Origin of the sequence: Streptomyces globosus (assembly GCF_003325375.1) — a bacterium.
GTDB lineage: Bacteria > Actinomycetota > Actinomycetes > Streptomycetales > Streptomycetaceae > Streptomyces > Streptomyces globosus_A.
Genome location: NZ_CP030862.1, coordinates 1,741,877 through 1,761,622 on the forward strand (window position 1 = coordinate 1,741,877; position 19,746 = coordinate 1,761,622).

10 protein-coding genes are annotated in these 19,746 nt (G+C 69.6%); 3 read left to right on the forward strand and 7 right to left on the reverse strand.

The window, feature by feature from the left end; genetic code table 11:
- Nucleotides 1-8 precede the first annotated feature (8 nt).
- The 4 genes from pglZ to C0216_RS08110 all read right to left on the reverse strand — a co-directional run bounded on the left by pglZ (nt 9) and on the right by C0216_RS08110 (nt 7,458).
- Nucleotides 9-2,906, reverse strand: a complete 2,898-nt coding sequence (pglZ, locus tag C0216_RS08095; protein ID WP_114054612.1) for a BREX-2 system phosphatase PglZ — start codon at nt 2,904-2,906, stop codon at nt 9-11.
- Complete coding sequence (gene pglY / locus C0216_RS08100; RefSeq protein WP_114054613.1) at nt 2,903-6,799, reverse strand: BREX-2 system ATPase PglY; 3,897 nt, start codon at nt 6,797-6,799, stop codon at nt 2,903-2,905. Before pglY ends, pglZ begins: the two co-directional genes overlap by 4 nt.
- Before the next feature lie 180 nt (nt 6,800-6,979).
- Nucleotides 6,980-7,231 (reverse strand): hypothetical protein, encoded by a 252-nt coding sequence (locus C0216_RS08105; protein WP_114054614.1) that lies wholly within the window; start codon nt 7,229-7,231, stop codon nt 6,980-6,982.
- Nucleotides 7,228-7,458: a hypothetical protein gene (locus C0216_RS08110; protein WP_114054615.1), complete on the reverse strand. Its 231-nt coding sequence runs from the start codon at nt 7,456-7,458 to the stop codon at nt 7,228-7,230. Before C0216_RS08110 ends, C0216_RS08105 begins: the two co-directional genes overlap by 4 nt.
- Nucleotides 7,459-7,647: 189 nt before the next feature.
- Between C0216_RS08110 and C0216_RS08115 the strand changes: the two genes are divergently transcribed.
- The gene (locus C0216_RS08115; protein WP_114058517.1) at nt 7,648-8,490 is read left to right on the forward strand and encodes a helix-turn-helix domain-containing protein; all 843 of its coding nucleotides are present in this window, start codon (nt 7,648-7,650) and stop codon (nt 8,488-8,490) included.
- A complete protein-coding gene (locus C0216_RS08120; RefSeq protein ID WP_114054616.1) occupies nt 8,472-8,681 on the forward strand; it encodes a DUF397 domain-containing protein in 210 nt (69 codons plus the stop codon). The genes C0216_RS08115 and C0216_RS08120 overlap by 19 nt, the downstream gene beginning before the upstream one ends.
- 71 nt (nt 8,682-8,752) lie before the next feature.
- Here C0216_RS08120 and pglX read toward each other — a convergent pair whose 3' ends face one another.
- Nucleotides 8,753-12,388, reverse strand: a complete 3,636-nt coding sequence (pglX, locus tag C0216_RS08125) for a BREX-2 system adenine-specific DNA-methyltransferase PglX (protein WP_114054617.1) — start codon at nt 12,386-12,388, stop codon at nt 8,753-8,755.
- Nucleotides 12,385-17,028 (reverse strand): BREX system serine/threonine kinase PglW, encoded by a 4,644-nt coding sequence (gene pglW, locus C0216_RS08130; protein WP_114054618.1) that lies wholly within the window; start codon nt 17,026-17,028, stop codon nt 12,385-12,387. The genes pglX and pglW overlap by 4 nt, the downstream gene beginning before the upstream one ends.
- Before the next feature lie 320 nt (nt 17,029-17,348).
- On the opposite strand from pglW, the gene C0216_RS08135 reads away from it, so the two are divergent.
- Complete coding sequence (locus tag C0216_RS08135; RefSeq protein ID WP_246042791.1) at nt 17,349-19,463, forward strand: DUF2075 domain-containing protein; 2,115 nt, start codon at nt 17,349-17,351, stop codon at nt 19,461-19,463.
- Between the two features lie 52 nt (nt 19,464-19,515).
- Here C0216_RS08135 and C0216_RS34245 read toward each other — a convergent pair whose 3' ends face one another.
- Entirely contained in the window at nt 19,516-19,644 is a 129-nt protein-coding gene (locus C0216_RS34245; RefSeq protein ID WP_221888720.1) for a DUF6408 family protein, read from the reverse strand.
- Nucleotides 19,645-19,746: the final 102 nt, after the last annotated feature.

Genomic DNA, 19,746 nt, shown 5'->3' on the forward strand with positions numbered 1-19,746 from the left:
CCACCGCCTCACACCCCGAACTGCAGCTGCAGCAGGCTCCTGTCGAGACGGAGGGTCCGTCCGTCCGGCAGGGTCTGCAGGACCTGCACTCCGTCGTAGTTGAGGACCTGCCGCAGCACTGCGGCAAAGCCGTCCGCACGGGTGGCCGGGTAGCCGACGCGCTGCGCCACAGCCGTCACGGGCAAGGTGCCGCCGGCCTCCAGGAGCGCCAGTATCGCCTTCTCCAGCTTGTCCAACGGAGGCTTGCGGGCCAGTAGCCCGACCTGGTCCTGGAAGGCCTCGGACGCGAGCAGCGCCGAGACGAGTGCCTCGTCCGGCGCGAGCAGCACGGGTGTGACCAGGGCACCCTCGCCTTCGTCCGCCGGAACCAGAGAGACGTCGAAGAGGGAGTCGTGGGTCTGGGCGAGTTCGGCCTGCGCCTTCGTCGGCTTCTGCCGACTCGGCTTCTCCGGCGGAGCGGGCGAGGGGGAGGCCTGGGGGACGGCCGCAAACGGCTTCTGCTCCTCCAGGAACCACCACGCCGGACGCTGGTCGCCCAGCTCGCGCCAGCCCTCGGGCGGCGTCGCGCCGAACGGCAGGAAGGCGAGCACGGGAATGGTGAACTCGCTGAGGGACGCTCCGCCGTGGTAGCCCGCCTTGAGCGCGGTGTACCGCGAGTCCGCATCCCACAGGGCGACGATCGAGCCGCCCGGCTCGGGCCAGACCACACGAGGCCCCGACAGCGCGACCTCCGCGGCCGCCAGCGGCCCGCCGGGGGCGCGGTGCCGCGCCGAGTCCGGGGCCGTGGCACTGACCTTGACATCGCGGCGGTCCACGACGTGGCCGTGGTCGCTGGTGAGGATGACGGCCATGCCCTGGGCGGCGGCGACCCGCAGCAGATCGCGCAGCCGCCCTATCTCGTCGAGGCGCCAGGCACCGTCGCCGAGCTTCTGTTCCCTGGCAAGGCGGTCGTCGATGGTGTTCAGAACCACCGCGACGTGCGTCCGCCCGTCACCGAGGGCTTCGGTGAGTGCGGGCCCGAAGGTGTCGCCCGAGCCCTCGGCCCGGAGCTCGTCCTTGTGGAAGACCGCGGCCGGGGCCCCGTCCCAGAAGGCGTGGGCGGGGAAGAGCTTCTTCTCCTCGGCCTGGGTGCCCTTCGTCAGCCTTCCCGCGAACAGGGACGTACGGCAGACCGTCGTCAGCGTGGGCAGGGCTGCGGCCATCGCGCGACGGCGTGGTGCACCCTCGCTCATCGGGTCGAACTCCGCCCAGGATGACCGCAGTTCTTCACCGAGCTCGCAGGCGATCGCAGCGCTCATCCCGTCCAGGACCAGCAGGAGCACCCGGCGGTCGGCCCCGCGGCGGACCACCGGCTTCACGACCCGGTCCAGGAAAGTCTCCACCGTCAGCATGGAGCCGGGTCGGGTGCCGGCGGAAGTCCAGCCGGCCAGGGTGCGGGCGAACTCACCGTCGATCTCGCGTCGTTTGAGGCGCACCCGCTCGCCGAGCGTGTCGTACGCCGACTTCAGGACGGGGGCGGGGTCGCCGCCCGCTTCGATGTGTTCGAGCGCGCGGTCCACCCACCCGGTTTCGGTGATGTGCCGTTGCAGCGCGTCGGCGACGGTGTCGGAGGAGACGGCCGGGTCGCCGGCCAGCCACTGCGCCAACCGCTGGGCCATCCGCGTCCGTTCCACCCGTGCCAGGACGTCGGGACCGCCGGCCCGCTTGTGCTCGCCGAGGGCGCGTACGGCATCGGCGATGACGAGGGGCTGCCCGCCGGACAGGGCTCGGCCCACCGCCGCGAAGCGCGCCTCCAGGCCTGCTGCGAGCAGCGCGCTGGTCTCGGCGGCATCCTCCGCGCCGAATTGGCGGACCAGTACGGAAGCACGGTCCAGGACGGTGTCGCTGAGCCTCCGGGCCTCGCGCGCGGCCTCGGTGTCGCCACCGGTACCGCGGGCCGCGGACGTCAGGAGCGAGGCGACGTACTCCTCGGCGGCGAGGCCGAACCGGGACACGAGGAGATCCAGTTCCTCGCCCTGGGCGAGGGGCTGTTCGCCGAACCAGCGCTCGGCCCGTCCCCGTGCCTTGTACGCGGAGGCATCCGGCCGGCAGTGCACCCACAGCGCCGCGCAGACAAGGCCGAACGCCACCGCGTCCGCACCGTGGTCGGCCTCGACCAGCGCGAGGAGCGCCCGTCCGGCGAGGCCGGCCTGGTCCTCCTCCCCGAGGAACGCGGCAAGCCCGTCGCGCTCCGGACGGCGCAGCTTCAGGAGGAGTTCGGGTCCGCCGGCGGACAGGGACCAGCCGAACAGCGCGTGGGGGTCCAGGGCGTCCCCCGTCGGTGTCCGGCCCGCGGATTCCGCCTCCTCGTCGTAGCGGCCCAGTCGTAGCCGGCGCAGGGCCAGGGAGGACAGCGCGGTACGCCGGGAGAGCATGCCGCCGGCGACGGGCGGCCAGCCTCCTCCCTTCGGCGGGGTGGCGTCGAGCAGGGCCTCCGCGGCCCAGTTGGATTCCTTCAGACGCGGGTCGACCTGCTGGGCACGGAACGCGTCGCGGACCACGTCCCAGCTGTCGACCGTGTCGACGCGCTTCTTGTGGGCGCGCGCGAGGATGGCCGGATCGAGCTCGTTCTGTTCGCGGTCGGTCAGGACGACGAGCACGGCCGGCCCGGGCACCCTGCCGTCGAGGTGGTCCAGCAGCAGTTCGTGCACGGCGAGCGGCGAGGGCGCGGCCGCGATGCGCGCGGCCAGCCCGTCACCCCAGGAGGGCTCGGCCGGGCCGTCCCACTGGGGCGCGGAGCGCAGCAACACGGCACGGCGCCGGCCGCTCCCGGCCAGAGAAGCGGTGAGAGAGCTCTGGGACGACAGGTACTGGGTGACGGTCGCGAGGTTCAGCCGGACGGCGACCGTGGTGGAAGTGGTGCTCATCCGCCGACGACCCGCCAGGTGATCTCGACCCTGGCGCCCGGCTCGGCGGCGGCCAGCTCCGCCAGCTCCGCCTGGAGCTCGGCCACCGCGCGCGAGGCCGTGGTCGTACCTCCACCACTCGTGCGGTACTTCCGCCCCGAGGCGGGGGCGGGTGACGGCTGCTGCGGCTCGTACGGGATCCGGGGGTCGCTGGTGGGTGTGTCCAGCGGGACGTCGGAGGGCCCCGGGGCGGGGATCGGGGCTACCGGCGGCGGAGAGACAGTCCGGTTCCGCTTGACCAGGGCCAGGACCTCGCGCTGGGTGCGTACGAGTGCCTCTTCCAGCCTGTCCGTGCGCTGCTGTTCACTGCGGGCCACGTTGCGCAGGGACTCGAGGAGGGCCTCGCCTTCCGGGCCCTCGGCCGACGCCAGCTCCAGCGTGCTCCAGGACGCGGCGGCCAGTGCTTCGGCGACCTTTCGCGCCTGGGCGATGGACGTCCCGTACTGCTCCGCGCTCGCCTGGCCGAGGTCGAAGCGGGCCAGTGCCTCGACTGTCTTCTTCGCCCCCGCGGCGCCCTGGCCCGCCGTCCCGGTCAGGACCTTCAGCAGTTCCACGGCCTGCCGGGCGAGGGCGAGGCGGCCGGTCTCACCGGTCTGGTCGAGGTGCAGGAACCCGGCGTGGTACTCCAGCCGCTGGACGAGTTCGGCGGCGGGCTCCTGGAAGGCACGGGCCTGCTCGGTGATCTGCCGGGCGAACTGGTTGACGATGCGTCCGCGCAGGAGGGTGGGCGCCGTCTGACCGAAGACCGCGGCGAAGCGCTGCCGGGCCGTCTCCCAGTCCTCGGCGGAGGGCAGGGGCTGGCTGCGCAGGGCGTCGCGGTCCTTGATCTGCGTCAGTTCCGGGGCGGGGTCGAGCGGCATGCCTTCCCGCACCCAGACCCGGTCGTCCATCTCGGCGAAGGAGGCCACGACGAGCCGGACGAGGAAGTCGGGCAGTCCGCGGGGGGTGGGCTTGTCGCTCCAGTCGGTGAGCGTGATCAGAGTGAGGTCGCTGGTGACGCCCTTCTCGCGGGCGAGCTGGCGGAAGTGGTCGGCCCAGAAGGTGGACAGCTCGAAGTACGCCTCCTTCTGCTGCCCGAGGCGCAGCGGACCGGCGATCCGCCGCATCAGCGCCCGGTCGCCCGCCGGAACCTCGGCCCGGTGGTCGCGGGCTTCGGCCGCGGCCCGGACGTGGGTGAAGACCTTCCTGGCGTCGGCGGCCTTGACGACCGTCCCGGTGTTCTCGGGGTCGAGGTCGGGGTGGTCGGGGAACTGGGTGGCGAGCAGCTTGCCGGCGATGTGCCGGATGCCGTCGCGCAGCGACTGCCCGAAGGAGAGGGTGAGCCCGTCGACCTCGCGCAGCGACTCCAGGTGGTCGCTGAAGCCCAGCTCCACGTCCGCCGGCTTCTTCTCGGCGAGTCCGTACGCCTGCTTGAAGGCGGCCTTGACGTTCTTCAGCAGGGATTCGCGCTGGGTCTCGAGGAGGCCCTTGGCGCGGGCCCGGTTGTCGGCGTTCAGGTGGCCGGCGTACTGGCTGTCGAAGCGCTGGTCGTCGGCGAGCGCCTTGTCGATGACGACGAGCCGGCAGAAGTCGGCGTACCGCTGGCTGGAGAGGTGGGTGGGCAGCCAGGCGACGGTGCGGGACCGCTCGTCCTGCTGCTTCTCCCGCAGGCGGCGGATGCGGTTGGCGTCCTCGACGGGGCCGTACTCGCCGTCGTCGAAGGGGAGGTCGATGGCGATGCGCCAGCGGCCTTCCTCGCGGGGCATGAGGTCGTGGTCGGGCAGCTCGTCCTCGTCCGCCATGTTCCCGAAGATCACCTCGACGGCGCGGCTGGTGCCGCGCCAGACGAGGTTCAGCTCGTCGACCAGCTGGCCCTGGCTGAGGTCGAGCTCCGCCGCGAGCAGCCGCTTGGCGAGGGCGAGGCGGTTGCCCGGGTTGTTGTTGACGTTGGCGTTGGCGATGACCGAGTCGACGTCGACGCCGGAGAGCTCCAGGCGGACGCCCGGGTTGGCATCGGTGCCGGTTTCCTTGATCTCCGGGAAGCGGCCCGCCCAGTCGGCGACTTTGTTCTTGAGGATGCCGTACTCGCGGCCCGGGATCGGGGCGACGACCGAGCCGTAGTTCAGCGCGGACAGGCGGCGGATCGTCAGGTCGGCGAGGGCCGGAACGCTCGGCGCGAGCGCGGAGAGGAGGAGCGTGCCGATGATCCGGTTGTCACCGATGAAGGTCTTCACCCGGCCGCGAAGCTCCGGGTCGGTGAGCGTCTCGGGGCGGTGGGTGTACTGCTCGACGTCCTCCTCCGACACGTTGTACGTGGCGAGGAGGAACGGGCGCAGCTTGGTGCGGTAGAGCTTGTCGGCGGCCTCGAAGACGACCTTGAGGCTGTCGGTGAACGGCTTGTCGCCGCCCGCGGTGATCAGCGGGTACAGGTCGCCGACCGGGATCAGGTCGCCCAGGCGCAGCTCGTGGCGGTGGTCGGCGAGGAGCTGGCCCATCAGCTTCATGCCGGTGCGGTTGCGCTGCAGCGCGGAGGAGACGTGGACGAGCGTGTCCATGAACGCCGGGGAGAACGGGTAGGTGAGCCGGAAGCTCTCCTCGTCGGCCCCGACGCCGTCGGCGCCGCGGTCGGAGCCGAGGAGGGTGTCCCACACCTCCTGGCGAACCTTGCGGGTCTTCTCGAACTCGGCGGTGATGAGGGCGGCCGCCTCGGCGTCCTTGGGCCGGAGCAGGCGGGCGTGCGCGACCTGCGGGAGGTTGCGGTCCTCCAGGGTGATCTTGTCGAACCGGCCGGAGGCCTGGTTGAGGGTGTCCTGGATGGAGGACTCGGCGGCCCCGGACAGCTCCTCGCCGACCAGCTCGCGCAGGTCGCGCTGGCGGGCGATGAACGACACGATCGGGATGGCCCGGCGGGCGTCGGCGCCCTCCACGAAGTTGGTGATCTTGCCGGCCTCGCGGCCCACGAACTTCTGGTCGTGGATGAGGGTGGCCAGCCAGAGGATCAGCTCGTCGAGGAAGAGGATCAGCCCGTCGTAGCCGAGGGACTTCGCGTGCTCGGCGATCACGGACAGGCCGGCGTCGAGCGAGATGAAGCCGTGCTCGTTCTCGTGGGCGTTCTGAGTGAAGCCGGGCAGCAGGTTGGTGCTCGCGTCCTGTACCAGACGGGCGCGCAGCTCGACGGGGGTGGAGGGGGTGACGAGGTTGAGCGCGTACCCGGCTTCGTGGATCTCCTGGGCGGCGAGCGCGGTGTCGAGGAGGGCGGGCGTCCAGGCGAAGGACTCGCCCCACTCGTCGTCCTCGTCCGCCTCCCCGCCGACCGTGCCGAGGCCCTTGATGACGGCCTCGTCGCCCATGCGCTCGCGCATGGCGCGGATGTCGGCGAAGAGGGAGTCGGTGCGGTAGACCCGGGGGGTCGGCGCCTCGGGGTGGAGCTTCTTGACGTGGCTGACGTAGGTGCCGAGGACCCGCTGCTCCAGGGCCTTCGCGCCGAGCATGTGGTACGGGACGAGGAGGAACTTCTTGCCGTCCGTGGTGAGCCACTCGTGCTTGGCGAGTACGGGGTCGAAGTCGGAGCGGCGGTGGGCGGCCGGGCTGCCGCTGAGGAGGGCGTGCAGCACGGCCATGAAGTGCGACTTACCGGAACCGAAGGAACCGTGGAGGTACGCGGCCTTGGAGGTGTGCCCGTCGAGGGAGGCCTTGATGAGGCCGAGGGCCTCGTCGAAGTTCTCCAGCAGCCGTTCCGTGACGACGTAGTCCTTGAGCGCGAGCTCGGCACCCTCGGGGGTGGTGGCCTCGGAGAGCTGCAGGACGAAGTCGGAGGTGGAGATCGACTCCTTGATGTCGATCACATCGCGGAGGAGGGGCGGCTGCTGGGCCATTGCGCGTCTCGCTCACCTTCTGACGGCGTGCGCCGTCGCAGTCCGTGCCGGTACCGGGACAAGTTCCTCCGACATTGTCCGGCATCCTCGCTGGTTACGGGCCTGATGGGCGGAAATCTCCCGAGGATCGGAACGGCAGTGGCCATTGACGGCGGCGGGAGGCGGGAGCGGCTGGTCGGCTCAGCCGCTCGGACGGGGCCCACGGCTCCGGGCGTTGACCTCCGCGAGGCGGGCCCGGAGCACTTCCGCGGTGCTGACCGGCTCGGTGTCTTCCGATTCCGCTTCCCAAGCCCGGCCGCCGGTGAGGGGGCGGATCCGGAGGTGGGGGCCGATGCGGTCGGTGACGATGCCGAGGCGGTTGCGGCGAGTGTCCCGGACGATCGCGCCGATGGCCGGGGCCGGGCCGGGACCGGACAGGTCGTCGGCCGTCATCGGGAGGCGCCCCGAGTGATCACTTCCGCGAGGGCGTGTGCCACGGGGGCGGAGCACTGCCCGAGGTGGACGAAGGCGTAGCGGGCGCCCTCGGCCCAGGGAGTACGGATGTCCATGGCGGGCAACTGGATGCCGGCCCGGGTGAGGGCGGTGGCGAGGGCGTCTCGGGCGTCCATGGCTTCCTTGACCTTGAGCTGGGCGGGGGTGGCGGGTCGGGAATCGGGCATGACGGACTCCTTCGGCTGGCGGTGACCTGTTTTCCCGGACCGGGGCGTGCGAGGTGGATTACGGTGCGTAGCCCGGGCACTACGAGCATGGATCCCGCAGGAGGCTGGCGACACCGTGGACAGGGTCTGGTTCCCCAACCCGCGGCGGTAGTTCCACACCTTCCACGGAGACCAGGGAGGGGAGCCGTGATGCCGCCACGCAGGGTGGTCACGGGCCGCAGCCAGGAGCCGCGGCAACGGTTCGCGGAGGAACTGCGGCAGCTGAGGGCGGGGAGCGGGGCGAGCCTGCGGCAGCTGGGGGAGCGGCTGGGGTGGGACTGGTCGCTCTTCGGGAAGATGGAGAAGGGCGAGACCCTGGGCGGGCCCGAGGTTGTCCAGGCGCTGGACCAGCATTACCGGACCTCGGGGATGCTGCTCGTGCTGTGGGAGCTGGCGCGCGGGGACAAGACCCAGTTCAAGGAGCGGTACCGGCGGTACATGACGCTGGAGGCCGAGGCGGTGAGCCTGTGGCACTTCGCGGTGAGCGTGCTGCCGGGGTTGCTCCAGACGCGGGGGTACGCGAGGGAGCTGCTGGCCGCGGGCGGGCTTACGGGAGACGCGCTGACGCAGCAGGTGGAGGCGCGGCTGGGGCGACAGGAACTGCTGGAGGGGGAGGGGGCACCGCCGTTTCGGACGATCCTGTCAGAGGCGGTGTTGAGGACGGCGCTGCGGGATGCGGTGGCGTGGCGGCAGCAGCTGGAGTACGTGGCCGAGGTGGCTGAGCGGCCGAACGTGACCGTTCAGGTGCTCCTGCAGAGCGCCGGGCTGCATGGTTTGTCGACCACCGACGTCTGGTTTCTGCGCCTGGCGGAGGGGCGTACGGTGGCATACACCGAGCACGGCTACGGAGGCGAACTCATCGAGGAGAGCGTCGCGGTGGAGCGCATGCAACGTGCGTACGATGCGACGCGTGACCTGGCGCTTTCTCCGGCCGAGTCGCGGAAATTCATCCTGCGCATGTTGGAGGAAGTGCCGTGCGATCCATCGACCTGACCGCCGCGACCTGGCGCAAGAGCAGCTACAGCAATCAGGACGGCGGCGCGTGCGTTGAGGTCTGCGACGACTTCGCAGCGGTCGTCCCCGTGCGGGACAGCAAGGACCTGCATGGTCCGGTGCTCGTGTTTCCGGCGGGTGGCTGGTCGGCCTTCGTCGCTGCCGTCAAGGACCACGAACTGCGCCGCTGAGGAACGACCAACGCCGGACGGCCCCGAGAACCGTGCTTGGGTTCTCGGGGCCGTCCGGCGTGGCGGTGGTGCTACTTCTTGGTGGTGCGTCGTCCTCGGGTGGCGGCAGCTGGGCGCCAGGCGCGCAGGTCGTCGTCGGTCAGGCCGTGCTCCCCCTGCACCATCTGCCGGTCGCCCCGGAAGAATGCGGCCGGTGAGGCTCCGAAGTTCGCGTCGAACTCGTTGTGCCACTGGTCAAGCCAGGGCTGGAGCTCCAGCAGCCCGGCAAGGAACGGCGTCAGCTCCTCAGAGGTCAGCGCCTCGTGAGAGGCGATGTACGCATCGAGGGCGTACGCCTGCTCCCGGTGGTCCCAGCCGGCCCAGCCGTAGAGATCGGGCGTGGGGGTGTTGGTCTGCCCGTACGAGATGAACCGCTCCTTGGGCACGTCGAGCTTGCCGCGCGCCTTCCAGTACGAGGGCCGCAGGAAGTCCGCCGAGGTGTACTTCGGCGGTACGGGGATCGTGTCCCGGATCTTCCGCTTGGCCGGTTCATCCGGGGCGGCGTCCTCCTGCCGCTGGAGATCCCAGACGTGCTCCCAGTCCTCGCGCTTCTTCAGCCCGGAGGGCTTGTAACGCAAGGCGGGGAGGAACGGAACGTGTTCGTCCGTCATCAGCTCGGCGACGACGGCGGGCAGTTCCTTGCGGGGGGCGTAGATCTTGGCTACGGAGACGAAGTCCTCGTCGCGGGAGAGCACATCGGTGAGCCGCGAGAGGCTGACGAGGGCCGGCATCCCGCTATCGTCGAACCAGTGATCACGATTCTCGATCCGATCGAGCAGCCAGGAGCGAAGTGCCTTGTCTTGAAGGGCGTCCCACCCTTCGGTAGCCCACCGCCGCTTGTACTCGGGCCGCTCGACCATGCCGATGGCACGGTTTGACTCGATGGCATCGATCCGCTTCTGCACGACCGCGCGGTAGGCAGCTGGCCAATGGTCGGGGATCTCGGTGACGGGCGTGGACCCATGCCGCGTAAACCACTCGTCGCTGGCTTCACCTGCAGCTACCCGCCGGGCAAGCACGATCTCGAAGGCACGCTCGCCAAGACTGAGTTCGGGGATATCGGTGAGTTCGGGGTCGTCGGAGACGCGCAGGTCTGCCGAGTGTAGATCGTAAAGGGAGTAGACCTGCCAATCCAGCTCTTCCTGCAGTGCGATCATGCGGGCACGGGTGGCGAGCCAGCTCGCCTTGGCTTCACGGAGAGTGGATGAGGTGAAAATGGAATCTACGGTCACCGCGGAGGGGCTTGTGGCAGAGAGCTGCTGAGTCAAAGTGTCCAATGCGGCCCCAAGCTTGGTTGGGTAATTTGAGGGTAGTGGAAATTCCTGCAATACGCCCGAGTTGAACTGGAATCGCTCAGACCATGGTTGCGCGCTAACGCGAGCGCCATCGCCGCCAATTGGATCACCTCCGCCGCCATAATTTACCTGCTTCATCCAGAAGCAGGCAGTGGAGCTATTGAGCAGCCCCAGCAGCCGCAAATGGTCCTCTTCGCTCGTTCCGTCGCGGAGCTTAATTACCGGTGCGGAACGGTTGAAGACCTTGCCCCCTCGATCCAGTGCGAAATGGTTATGGGTAGCTACAAATGCGAAAGTAATGGTCAATGGAGTGCGGTAGCGCTCGGGTACCCATCGATACCATGACCACCACGGCTTCCCGAGATCCTGTTGCGTCTGACCTCCGAAATCAGTCGTTGACCGTAGGATGGTCCGAGTCGCCCAAAGCAGGCGCGCCCATGCGCTGCCCTCATGAAACGGGAGGGGTTTGAGGTCGGAGCTGTAGGGGACGATAGCGCTCTCCACGCAGTGAGTGTTCCAGTCACGAACGACTTCTCCGATGATGAGCGCCTTGACCACGGCAGTGTCGACTTTTTGGCGCCGCAAAGTCGAGGATGAGCTGATAAAAGCGTCGTCTTGCCCTGGGAAACTAGCGAATCCGATGTCGCGTGAGAGCCAGTTCTGGAGATGGGTAGCGCTGGCCCCCTTAATCCGTTCGGTAAACTCAGCTCCTCCATCGATCAGCGTCCAGGGGTGCTTACTGAAATGGCGTTCTCGATCAAGGTCGTCACAAGAAACCCAGCGGCTTCTGGATTCGGGAGCGTCAATTTGGTTGACGATCGCGGACCAGACGAACCCAGTGCTACCGTCCTTCGGGGCCTCGGGTTCGCCTTGAATGCTCCGTGTAGTGCGGATGGTCATCGACCTTCCGCTGCCGCCGCGACGCTTGCCGACCAAAATTACCGTCGGGGTGCCATGGCCGGGAATGTAGGCCCCGGAGGTGTCGATGATTTCAGTCAATTCGACTTCATGTGCGAAATAGTCCTCAATCAGCCTCGCGCCGAATTCGCGCTTCATGAAGGAATTTGACGTAATCTGACCGACGATCCCGTATTCGCGCCCACTGGCATCGCCGCGCTTGGCCAGCTCGAAGAATCGCTGGGCGAATGGCACCGACAGTGCGTATTTTCCGGCGCAAGCGTCATAAAGGTCCCGGTATAGCTCGTTGAGCTTCTTGTCTTTCACCGTGATGTACGGCGGATTGCCGACCACTACGTGGTAACGCCCCTGGCGCAGGATCTCCGGGTGCTCGTGTACATCCTCCGTTACGTACTTGAACTCGGCCAGTTCGTCAGTGTCTTCGGCTTCGGAATCGTCGAAGAGGTTGCCCTGTTGGTGTCGGTGCTTGATCAGGGAGTCACCGACTGCCAAATGTAGCGGCCACTCGTACTGCGCCGCCTCCAGCATTGTCCGCATGCCACTCGCAGCCATAGCCGCAACCAACAATCGGAATCGGGCAATAGCCACCGCAAACGGGTTGAGGTCGACTCCGTGTACCGAGTCCAGTGCAGCCCGCACTCGTTCGTGTAGGTCCTTACCTGGCTGGCCCTCGCCCCATAGGCGGACCAGGCGCCGGAAGGCGCCCAGCACGAAGTGGCCCGACCCGCATGTCGGGTCGATCATCTTCAGGCCCTCGTAGCCGAACTCGCGGACCGCCGGGTCCATCGTGCGGTCGAGGATGAACTCCTCTACAAACTCCGGGGTTTGGAGGAGCGCGTAGGTCTTGCGGGCGGCCTCGCTGAGATCCTGGTACAGGTCGCCCAGGAAGCGGGTGTCCCAGCCCTCCGTACCGTCCTCGTTCAGCTTGTCTGTGAAGTCGTGGACCAGCACGCCCGCCTCGTCGCGCTCGCGCCAGAACGCGATCAGCTCGCGGGCGCCATCGTGCGACAGCGGGACCTGGAACAGCGGGTTGTGCTTGCGGTCGAACAGCAGGCGGCCCGCTTGGCCGGCGCCCAGCTCCTCGAAGGCGCGCTCCAGCCACCCGCGGAAGGTCGGGTCGGCGTCCTTCGCCACGTACTCCTCGTACCGGGCCAGGGCCAGGTCGCGGCGGTCCGGGTCCGGGGCCGTCAGGTACGGCTCCGGGATGAGTTCGTTGTCCTCGCAGAAGCGGACGAAGACCGTGCCCAGGACCCAGGCGACAGCGACCTGCGTGATCCGTTCGTCCAGCCAGGAGTTCCACGTCGCCGCCGTGCGGCCCAGTTTGCGGGCCTGGTCGTATTCGGCGCGCAGGCGGGTGCCTACCTCGGTGACTGCCTTGACCTGCTTGCCGAGGTCCGTCTCGACCGCTTTGACCTGCTTCTTGAGGTCTTCCAACAGGGCCTTGCGGTCGATCACTTGGTGTCTCCCTCGGTTCCGTCCGTCACTGCTGTCCTGCTCGTACTCGCGTCCTTGACCCACGAGTCCGGAAGTTCGATCCACTCGCCCAGGCCCGCCTGGTAGGCCACCGCGACCTGGCCCAGCTTCGGCTCCCTCGCCGGGTCGCTCTGCGGGACCAGGAGCCACAGGCCGCGGCCGCCCTGGCGGGCTGCCTCCGCCAGGCGGTCCAGGACGCCCATCGCGTCGTAGCGGGCGAAGGCTGCCGCCTCCGTCAGGAGGACCGGGCCGGTACCGGCGGAGGGGGCCAGCAGGGTGCGGATCTGCGGTTCCACCGTGCCCCACGCCGTCCGGGCGTACTCCGCGAACTTCATCGCGCCGCGCGAGCCCGGCTCCGCCACGTCCGCCTTCAGCAGCGTCTCCCACGTCGGCTTCGAGCCCTCCGGGGCGAGCGCGTGCATCGCCTCCAGGAAGAGGGCCGTCACCGAGACCGCCTGGGCGCCGATGGGCGCCGCGGACAGGGCGCGCGTCGCTTCCTCCGGGCGGTGGTGGTGCACGGTCAGGACGCGGTAGCCGTCGCGGCGGGCCGACGCGGCCAGGCGTTCCTTTGCGCGGACGGCGGCCGCCAGCGCCGGGTCGTCCGCGTAGCGGGTCACCGCGCCAACATCCGTGGCCTGGCGCCAGGCGCCCGTGGTGAGGTAGCTGGACGCGCTGTCCATGCGGGTCGGCAGGTAGCGCAGCGTCTTGGTGTCCTCGCGCATGGACAGCGTCAGGTCGAAGCCGGCGTCCCGGAGGGCCTTCGTCAACGGGCCGCCCGTCGGGAGCTCGTGGGTGAGGCCGCCCCGGGAGTCCGGCAGGACCAGCTCGGGGAAGCGGGCCCGGACGCGCTCGTGGACGTCCTCGCTCGTCACACCCGGCTGGCGGGCCTCCGGGACGTTCGGGATGAGGCGGACCAGGCCGGCCTGGGTGAGGCGGAGGGCCCGTACCAGGGACAGGTCGCGCGGGTAGATCTCCAGGCGCGGCGTCGCCGCCGCGTTGAGGGAGGCGGCCGCGGCCAGCTCCACCAGGCGGCGTTCGTCCCACTCCACCGAGCCCGGGGGAGGGGTGAGGGAACCGAGCTCGCTCAGTACCGTCGTCGCCGTCGGGAGGGTTTCGAGGCGCGCAAGCCGGTCGGCCGTCTTGCCCAGGCGGGTGGCGTAGTCGAGCAGGCCCGGCGCCGTCGGGGTGTCCGGGGCGTCGTCCTCGCGGACGTCCAGGGCCAGCAGGCCCGCGCCCAGTGCCTCCTCCGTCGCCTTGCGGTTCGGCTGGTGCTGGAACTCGGCTTCCTCCGGCTCCAGCTGCTCCACCTCCACCACCGCCCGCACGGCGGCCAGCGCCAGCGCACGCCGCTGCTCGCGCTCAGCGAGCTGCGTGCCACGGCGTACGGCGAGGGCGTCGGCGATCTCCGCGGCGGAGGCGACCCGGCCCAGGCCGGAGAGGAGGTCCATGATCTCGGCGCGCAGCGCCTGCACCGCCGGGTGCTTCTTCCAGCGCTTGCGCTCCTCCTTGAGGAGCTGCGGGATGCGGCCGGCCGACAGGCCGAGGGCGTCCGCGACGTCCTTCTGCTTGGGCCAGACGCCGATGTCCGGCAGGTCGCCCTGCGCGTTGGGCAGGCGCAGGAGCAGGCGTACGGTCTCGACCTTGTTGTGGTTCGAGCGGTTGTTGTTGAGCTCCGGGACGAAGATCGTGGCCAGGGTGTCCAGGCTGACGGCCCGCAGCGCGGAGCCGGACAGGCCTCCGGCGTTCTCACCGGAGGCCAGGGCGCCGAGCAGCACGGACTCGGTGCCGGACAGCTGGGCCAGTTCCTCCTTGGCCTCGGCCCGGCCCCGTGGGGTGAGCGGCGAGACCGGCGACTCGCGGAGGCGGTCGCCCCATTCGCGCTGGCGGCGCTGGACCTCGCTGCGGGTCTTCGCGCCCAGCCCGGGGGCGTTGAGCAGCTTGCGGCGGCTGTAGTCGAGGAGCTCGCCGACCGTGGTGACGTCCAGGCCGTAGAGGAAGGCCTCGGCGGCCGGGGTGAGGCCGGCGGCCGACAGGTGGGTGTCGCGGGTGACCTCGGCCGCCAGCTGCTCCCGCTGCTGCTCCGCGGTGAGCGGTTCGGCGTCCGCGATGGTGGCCTGGCCGGTGACGGCGGCAGGATGCTCCGCCGGCTCCGGGTGGCGGGAGCGGTGGCCGGACGGGACGGTCTGCGACGCGTCCAGGAAGATCTTCTTCCAGGCGTCCCGCATCGGCTTCAGCTCGGGGAAGCGCCGGGCAGCATCCCGGTGCAGGGCCTTCTCGAAGAAGGAGACCAGGCCGTCGCGCACGGCTGGCTCGAAGGCGTCCTTCGCGATGGTCGGGTACGGGTGCTGCTTCGGGTCCGTCATCCGGGGCAGCACCGAGCCGTCGCCCCACTTGGGGAGTTCGCCCGAGGCCATCTGGTGCAGGGTGACCGCGACCGCGTACCGCTCGGCGTGGGAGTCGTAGGCGGTGCGGGTCAGCGTCCCGATGAACGGGTCGAGGTAGCCCTCCGTACCGGCCTCGTAGTCCTTCGCCGGGTATCCGGCCAGGGAGAAGTCGATGAGGACGAGCTCGCGGGTGCGGTTCGGGCGGATGCGGATGGCGATGTTGTCCGGCTTGATGTCGCGGTGCCAGACGCTCTCGCCCTCCAGGAAGTCGACGGCGCCGAAGAGGTAGTCGCCGTACGCCTCCAGCTGGTCGATCTGGAGCCGGCCGCTCTCGCGCAGCTGGCGGGCCACGGTCTCCTCGCGGCGGCGGGTGCGGGGGGTTCCGGATTCCTCGCCCTCGCCGGTCTCCTCCCGTTCGTCGCCCACGTACTCCAGGACGAGGACCGTACGGTCGGCGATCTTCAGCGGTTCCGGCTCGACGAGCCGGATGACGCGGGAGTCGGCACGCAGCCGCCCCATGACCTCGGCCTCGTGGGCGAGGATCTCGCCCCGGCTGTCGGAGAGCGCCACCTTGAGGACGGCCAGGGGCCGCGTCTTGCGCTCCTCGGCCTCCAGGTCGCGTACGAGGAAGGCACGGCTGGTGGAGCCGGTGCCCAGGCGGCGCCGGACCTGCCAGCGCCCGCCGAGTACGTCGCCGGCGACCGCTTCGAGCGGGTCCTTCTCGGGGGCCTCCGGGGCCGGGGGCGCTGCGGGCGCGGTGAGGGAGTCCTCGACGAGTTCCAGCATCTCGAGGAACTCGTCGACGGTGGAGAGTCGCTGGCCGGGCCGGTAGGCGGTGGCCGCCTGCACCAGGTCGTCGATGTCCTCGGAGAGGCCGTCCACCAGCGAGCTGGGGCGCAGGCCCTCGCCCGCTTCGAGGCGCGTCAGCAGTTCTGCCTGGCTGGCGGCCGGGGCCTTGCCCGTCACCAGCAGGTAGGTGAGGACGCCGAGGCCGTAGACGTCCAGGTAGACCGGGTCGGCGTTGAGGGCGGTCAGTTCGGGGGCGAGGTACGGGTCGGAGCCCTCCGGCAGGTGCATCGCAGACAGCGCGGTCGGGGCGAAGCGGGTCCCGCCCTGCCCGGAGCTGCCCGCGCCGCTGCGCTGCGTGGCGATCTGCCAGTCGGAGATCTGCAGGTGCGGGGAGAGCCAGGCCGCGTCCTCGCCGACGGCCTGTCCCTCGCGGCCGCGGTTGCGCGGCATGACGTGCACGGAGCGGGCGGCGAGTGCCCGGTGGTGGATGCGGCTGGAGTGGGCGGAGCGCATCGTCTCGGCGAGCTGCCGGACGAGGGCCATGCGGCCGAGGATGTCGAGCTTCTCCCCGTACTGGAGGAGGTACTCGTCCAGGCGCAGGGTCTGCGGGTGGTAGTCGAAGATCAGGGCGGGGCCCCAGGCGTGCCCCGACGGGTCGTACTGCTTGAGCTGGACGACGCCGGGGTGGCGGAAGCGGCGCAGGACCGCCGCCTCGCGGCGGGCGGCGCTCTCCACGGACTGCCGGATCGAGGCGTCCGAGCCGCGCTCGCGCAGGTAGATGCGGACGCGGGCGACCTCGGGCAGCTCGGTGTGCTCGGCGAGGTAGTCGGCCCAGGTCTCGCCGGAGTCGAAGGCCTTCCGCTTCAGCTCGTACGGCCCGACCTTGTACCGGGCGTCGCTGGGGCGGACGCCGACCCGCTCCAGGGCGGTCTTGATCTCGCGGGAGTCGATGGCGGTGATCCGCCGGCGCTCGTCGCGCGGGGGCTGGTTCAGCATCGCGACCAGCTCGGTGATCGTGTAGACGCCGTTCTCGTCGTGGGCGGGGAGCCGTACACGCAGGTCGTCGGCCGTGAAGCAGACGGCCTCGGCGACCCAGACGCGCTTGCCGTTCTGGCCGAGCAGCCCCGCCAGCTCCTTGGCCTTCTTGTTGACCAGGTGCAGCGGGTTGCCGTGAGTGACGCGGCGACCGTTGGGCGTGGTCTGGACCCAGGTGCCGTTCTCGCTGGTCAGGGAGCCGTGCCAGTTCTTCAGCTCGATCATGCAGACGCCGCCGGGGGCGACGACGAGGAGATCGATCTCGCGGACGTGTCCGGTGTTCGCGGTGAAGGTGAAGTTCGACCAGGCCCGCCAGGGATCCGCGTCGGGCAGCTTCTCGCGGATGGACTCCAAGCCGCGGTGTTCGTGCTCGTACTCGGACTCGGTGACCGTGGTCCACCGGCCTTCCCGCATGTGCGGCCCCCGCTTCGTCGCTTCCTGCTGAGAGCTGACCGGCTCAGCCATCCGGCGGAGGGGAAGCTCTCGGCAGATCCTAACGGCGGCAGCGACATCGGGGGCAGCCGAGACGAAGCGGGCAGGGAGCTGCCGGGCGGTGGCCGCATGCGATCCGGCCACCATGGCCATGGTTCCGGCCGCGGGCCGGGGCGGTGCCACGCCGCAGACGATGCCTTCTCTAAGATCACCGAACAGATTGCGGCCCGACGGGCTTCCCCGCGAGGACATGCCCCCACCCGCACGAGCTACTCGTGCCCTGGGGGAACCACCTCGTGTCCATGCTCCTGCTGAAGCTTTCGGCGCAGGATCTGCTCACCCTGCATGCGCGCCGCCACATGGTGCCGCACCTCGCTGCGCGCTGGCGGTACTTCCGCGGCTCGGACGCCTCGCTCACGGAGCGCTCTGCCTGGGCGGAGAGTCTGATCAGCCTCGCGAACGATCTGGTCGCCGCCGACCGCGGGAACGTGGAAATGGTCGTCGAGTGCGCCGCCACCATGGACGAGTCCGACCAGCCGGAACCCCGGCTGATCGACGTCGTGCTGGTCGGCCGCCATCCGCACGAGCACCGGCCCTCCGTGCAGCTCGTCGAATTGAAGCGCTGGTCGACGGTGACCAGGATCGAACAGGCAACCGCGGATTGGGTCCACGTGGCGGGCATGGGGGCGAAGAAGCATCCCGCGCTGCAGTTGCGCGAGTACTACGAGGCGTTCACGAGCGACAGGGGCCCCTTCAGGAACACCGAATTCGAGTGCGGGGGTTTCGCTTACCTGCACAACGCCACGGACGACTCGGTGCGTCCGCTGATCGGCGTGGACGCGCCCACGGGCGCGTACGCACGCGTGTACACGGCTGATCGGCGGGCCCGGCTCCTCGATGACATCAGGGCGAGCTTCGACGCCGAGGGCGGCGCGGCCGAGGCCGTGACCATGTTGGAGACCATGGGGCTGCGCAACACACCGCTGCTCGATGCGATGAACTGGTCCCGAGGCGATGACACCGTCTTCGTCCTCCGCGGGCGCCAGAAGGTGGTCGCGGACCAGATCCTCGAAGCGGCGGCCAAGGTACTGCCCGACCCGGAGCATCCCGCGCTGGTCCCCGACGAGAGGCGTGTGGTCTTCCTGGTCACAGGTGGTGCCGGTACCGGCAAGAGCGCCATCGGCCTGCAGGTCAAGGCGCAGCTCGAGGCGCAGGGGCGCACCGTGAAGTACGCCAGCGGGAGCAGGGCCTTCAACGCGGCCATTCAGGAGCACGTCGGATACGGGGACAAGCAGTTCAGGGAGACGTTCACCTACTTCAGCAACTTCGTGGACACCTCGGTGCCCCCGGTGGACGTGCTGATCTGCGACGAGGCGCATCGACTGCGGGATCGCTCGACGAACCGGTTCTGGACGCCGGAGCAGCGGGAGATCTGGGGGAAGGGACCGCAGGTGGACGAGCTCCTCGACGCCTCACGCCTGACGGTGTTCTTCCTGGACGAAGGCCAGTCCGTGCGTCCGAAGGAAGTCGGAACCGTCGCACTGATCAAGGATGCGGCCGAGCGCCGCGGTGCCGACCTGCTCGAATACGGACTGCGCGAGCAGTTCCGCTGTGGTGGCAGTGGCTCGTACATCAGCTGGGTGCGCGAAGTCCTGGGCGTGACGGACAAGAAGCCGGAGCCCTGGAGGCCGGACGGACTGATGCACATCGAGGTGGCGGAGACCCCGGAGGAACTCGAACGGATCATCCTGACCGAGGCCCGGGCCGGCGCGTCCGCACGCATGGTCGCGGGGTACTGCTGGCCCTGGACGGAGCCCTTGGGCGAGGAGAAGCGTCTGGAGGCCGATGTCCGCATCGGGGACTGGCACCGGCCGTGGAACGCGAAGAGCGAGAGCTACTGTGCGGACGGGGTGCCGCCGTCGGACATCTGGTCCGTCCACCCCAAGGGCCTCGGCCAGATCGGGTGCGTCTACACGGCGCAGGGCCTCGAATGGGACTGGTGCGGGGTGATCATGGGCGATGACATGGTGCGCCGTGGCGATCAGTGGGTGTTCCAGCGCGGAAAGGAGCGGAAGGAAGGCCCGGATTCGGACATCAAGCGTGTTGATGTGCCCGGTTCGCTGGATCCCAAGGTCAGCTCGTCCAGTGTGGCCGACGACGACTTCGCGCGGCTGGTCCGACAGGCGTACCACGTGCTGTTGACCCGGGCGAGCCGTGCGACGGTGCTGTACTCCACGGACGAGGAAACCCGCAGGTACCTGAAGAAGCTTGTGGGCCAGGTGGAGATCCACGGGCTTCGACCCACCTGGCTGAACCTTCCGAAGGAGGCTCGTACACCGCACCTGCCGCGCGCCAACGGGAGGCGCAACAAGCGCAAGCGGGGGAAGTCGTCGGGCTCCGATCTCCGGCTGTTCTGACAGCGGACCGGGCTGTGGGGTGGCGGGCTCTCCGGGCCCGCCACGTACCTGCTCAGAAGAACAGGTCTGCCACCGCGGTCAGTGCCGTCACCAGAAGACTGGAGACGACTCCGGCAGCGATGTCGATCAGGATTCCGCGAATCCGCTCACGACGCGCAGGCTTGCACTCGACGGGGGTCATACGGCCACTCCAGGCTGTGAGTTCGGAATGGCAGGGGGCACCCTACCGGGCAGCCACGCTCGCGTCGTGTGTCGCCACACGACGGGCACAACCATTCGTCAC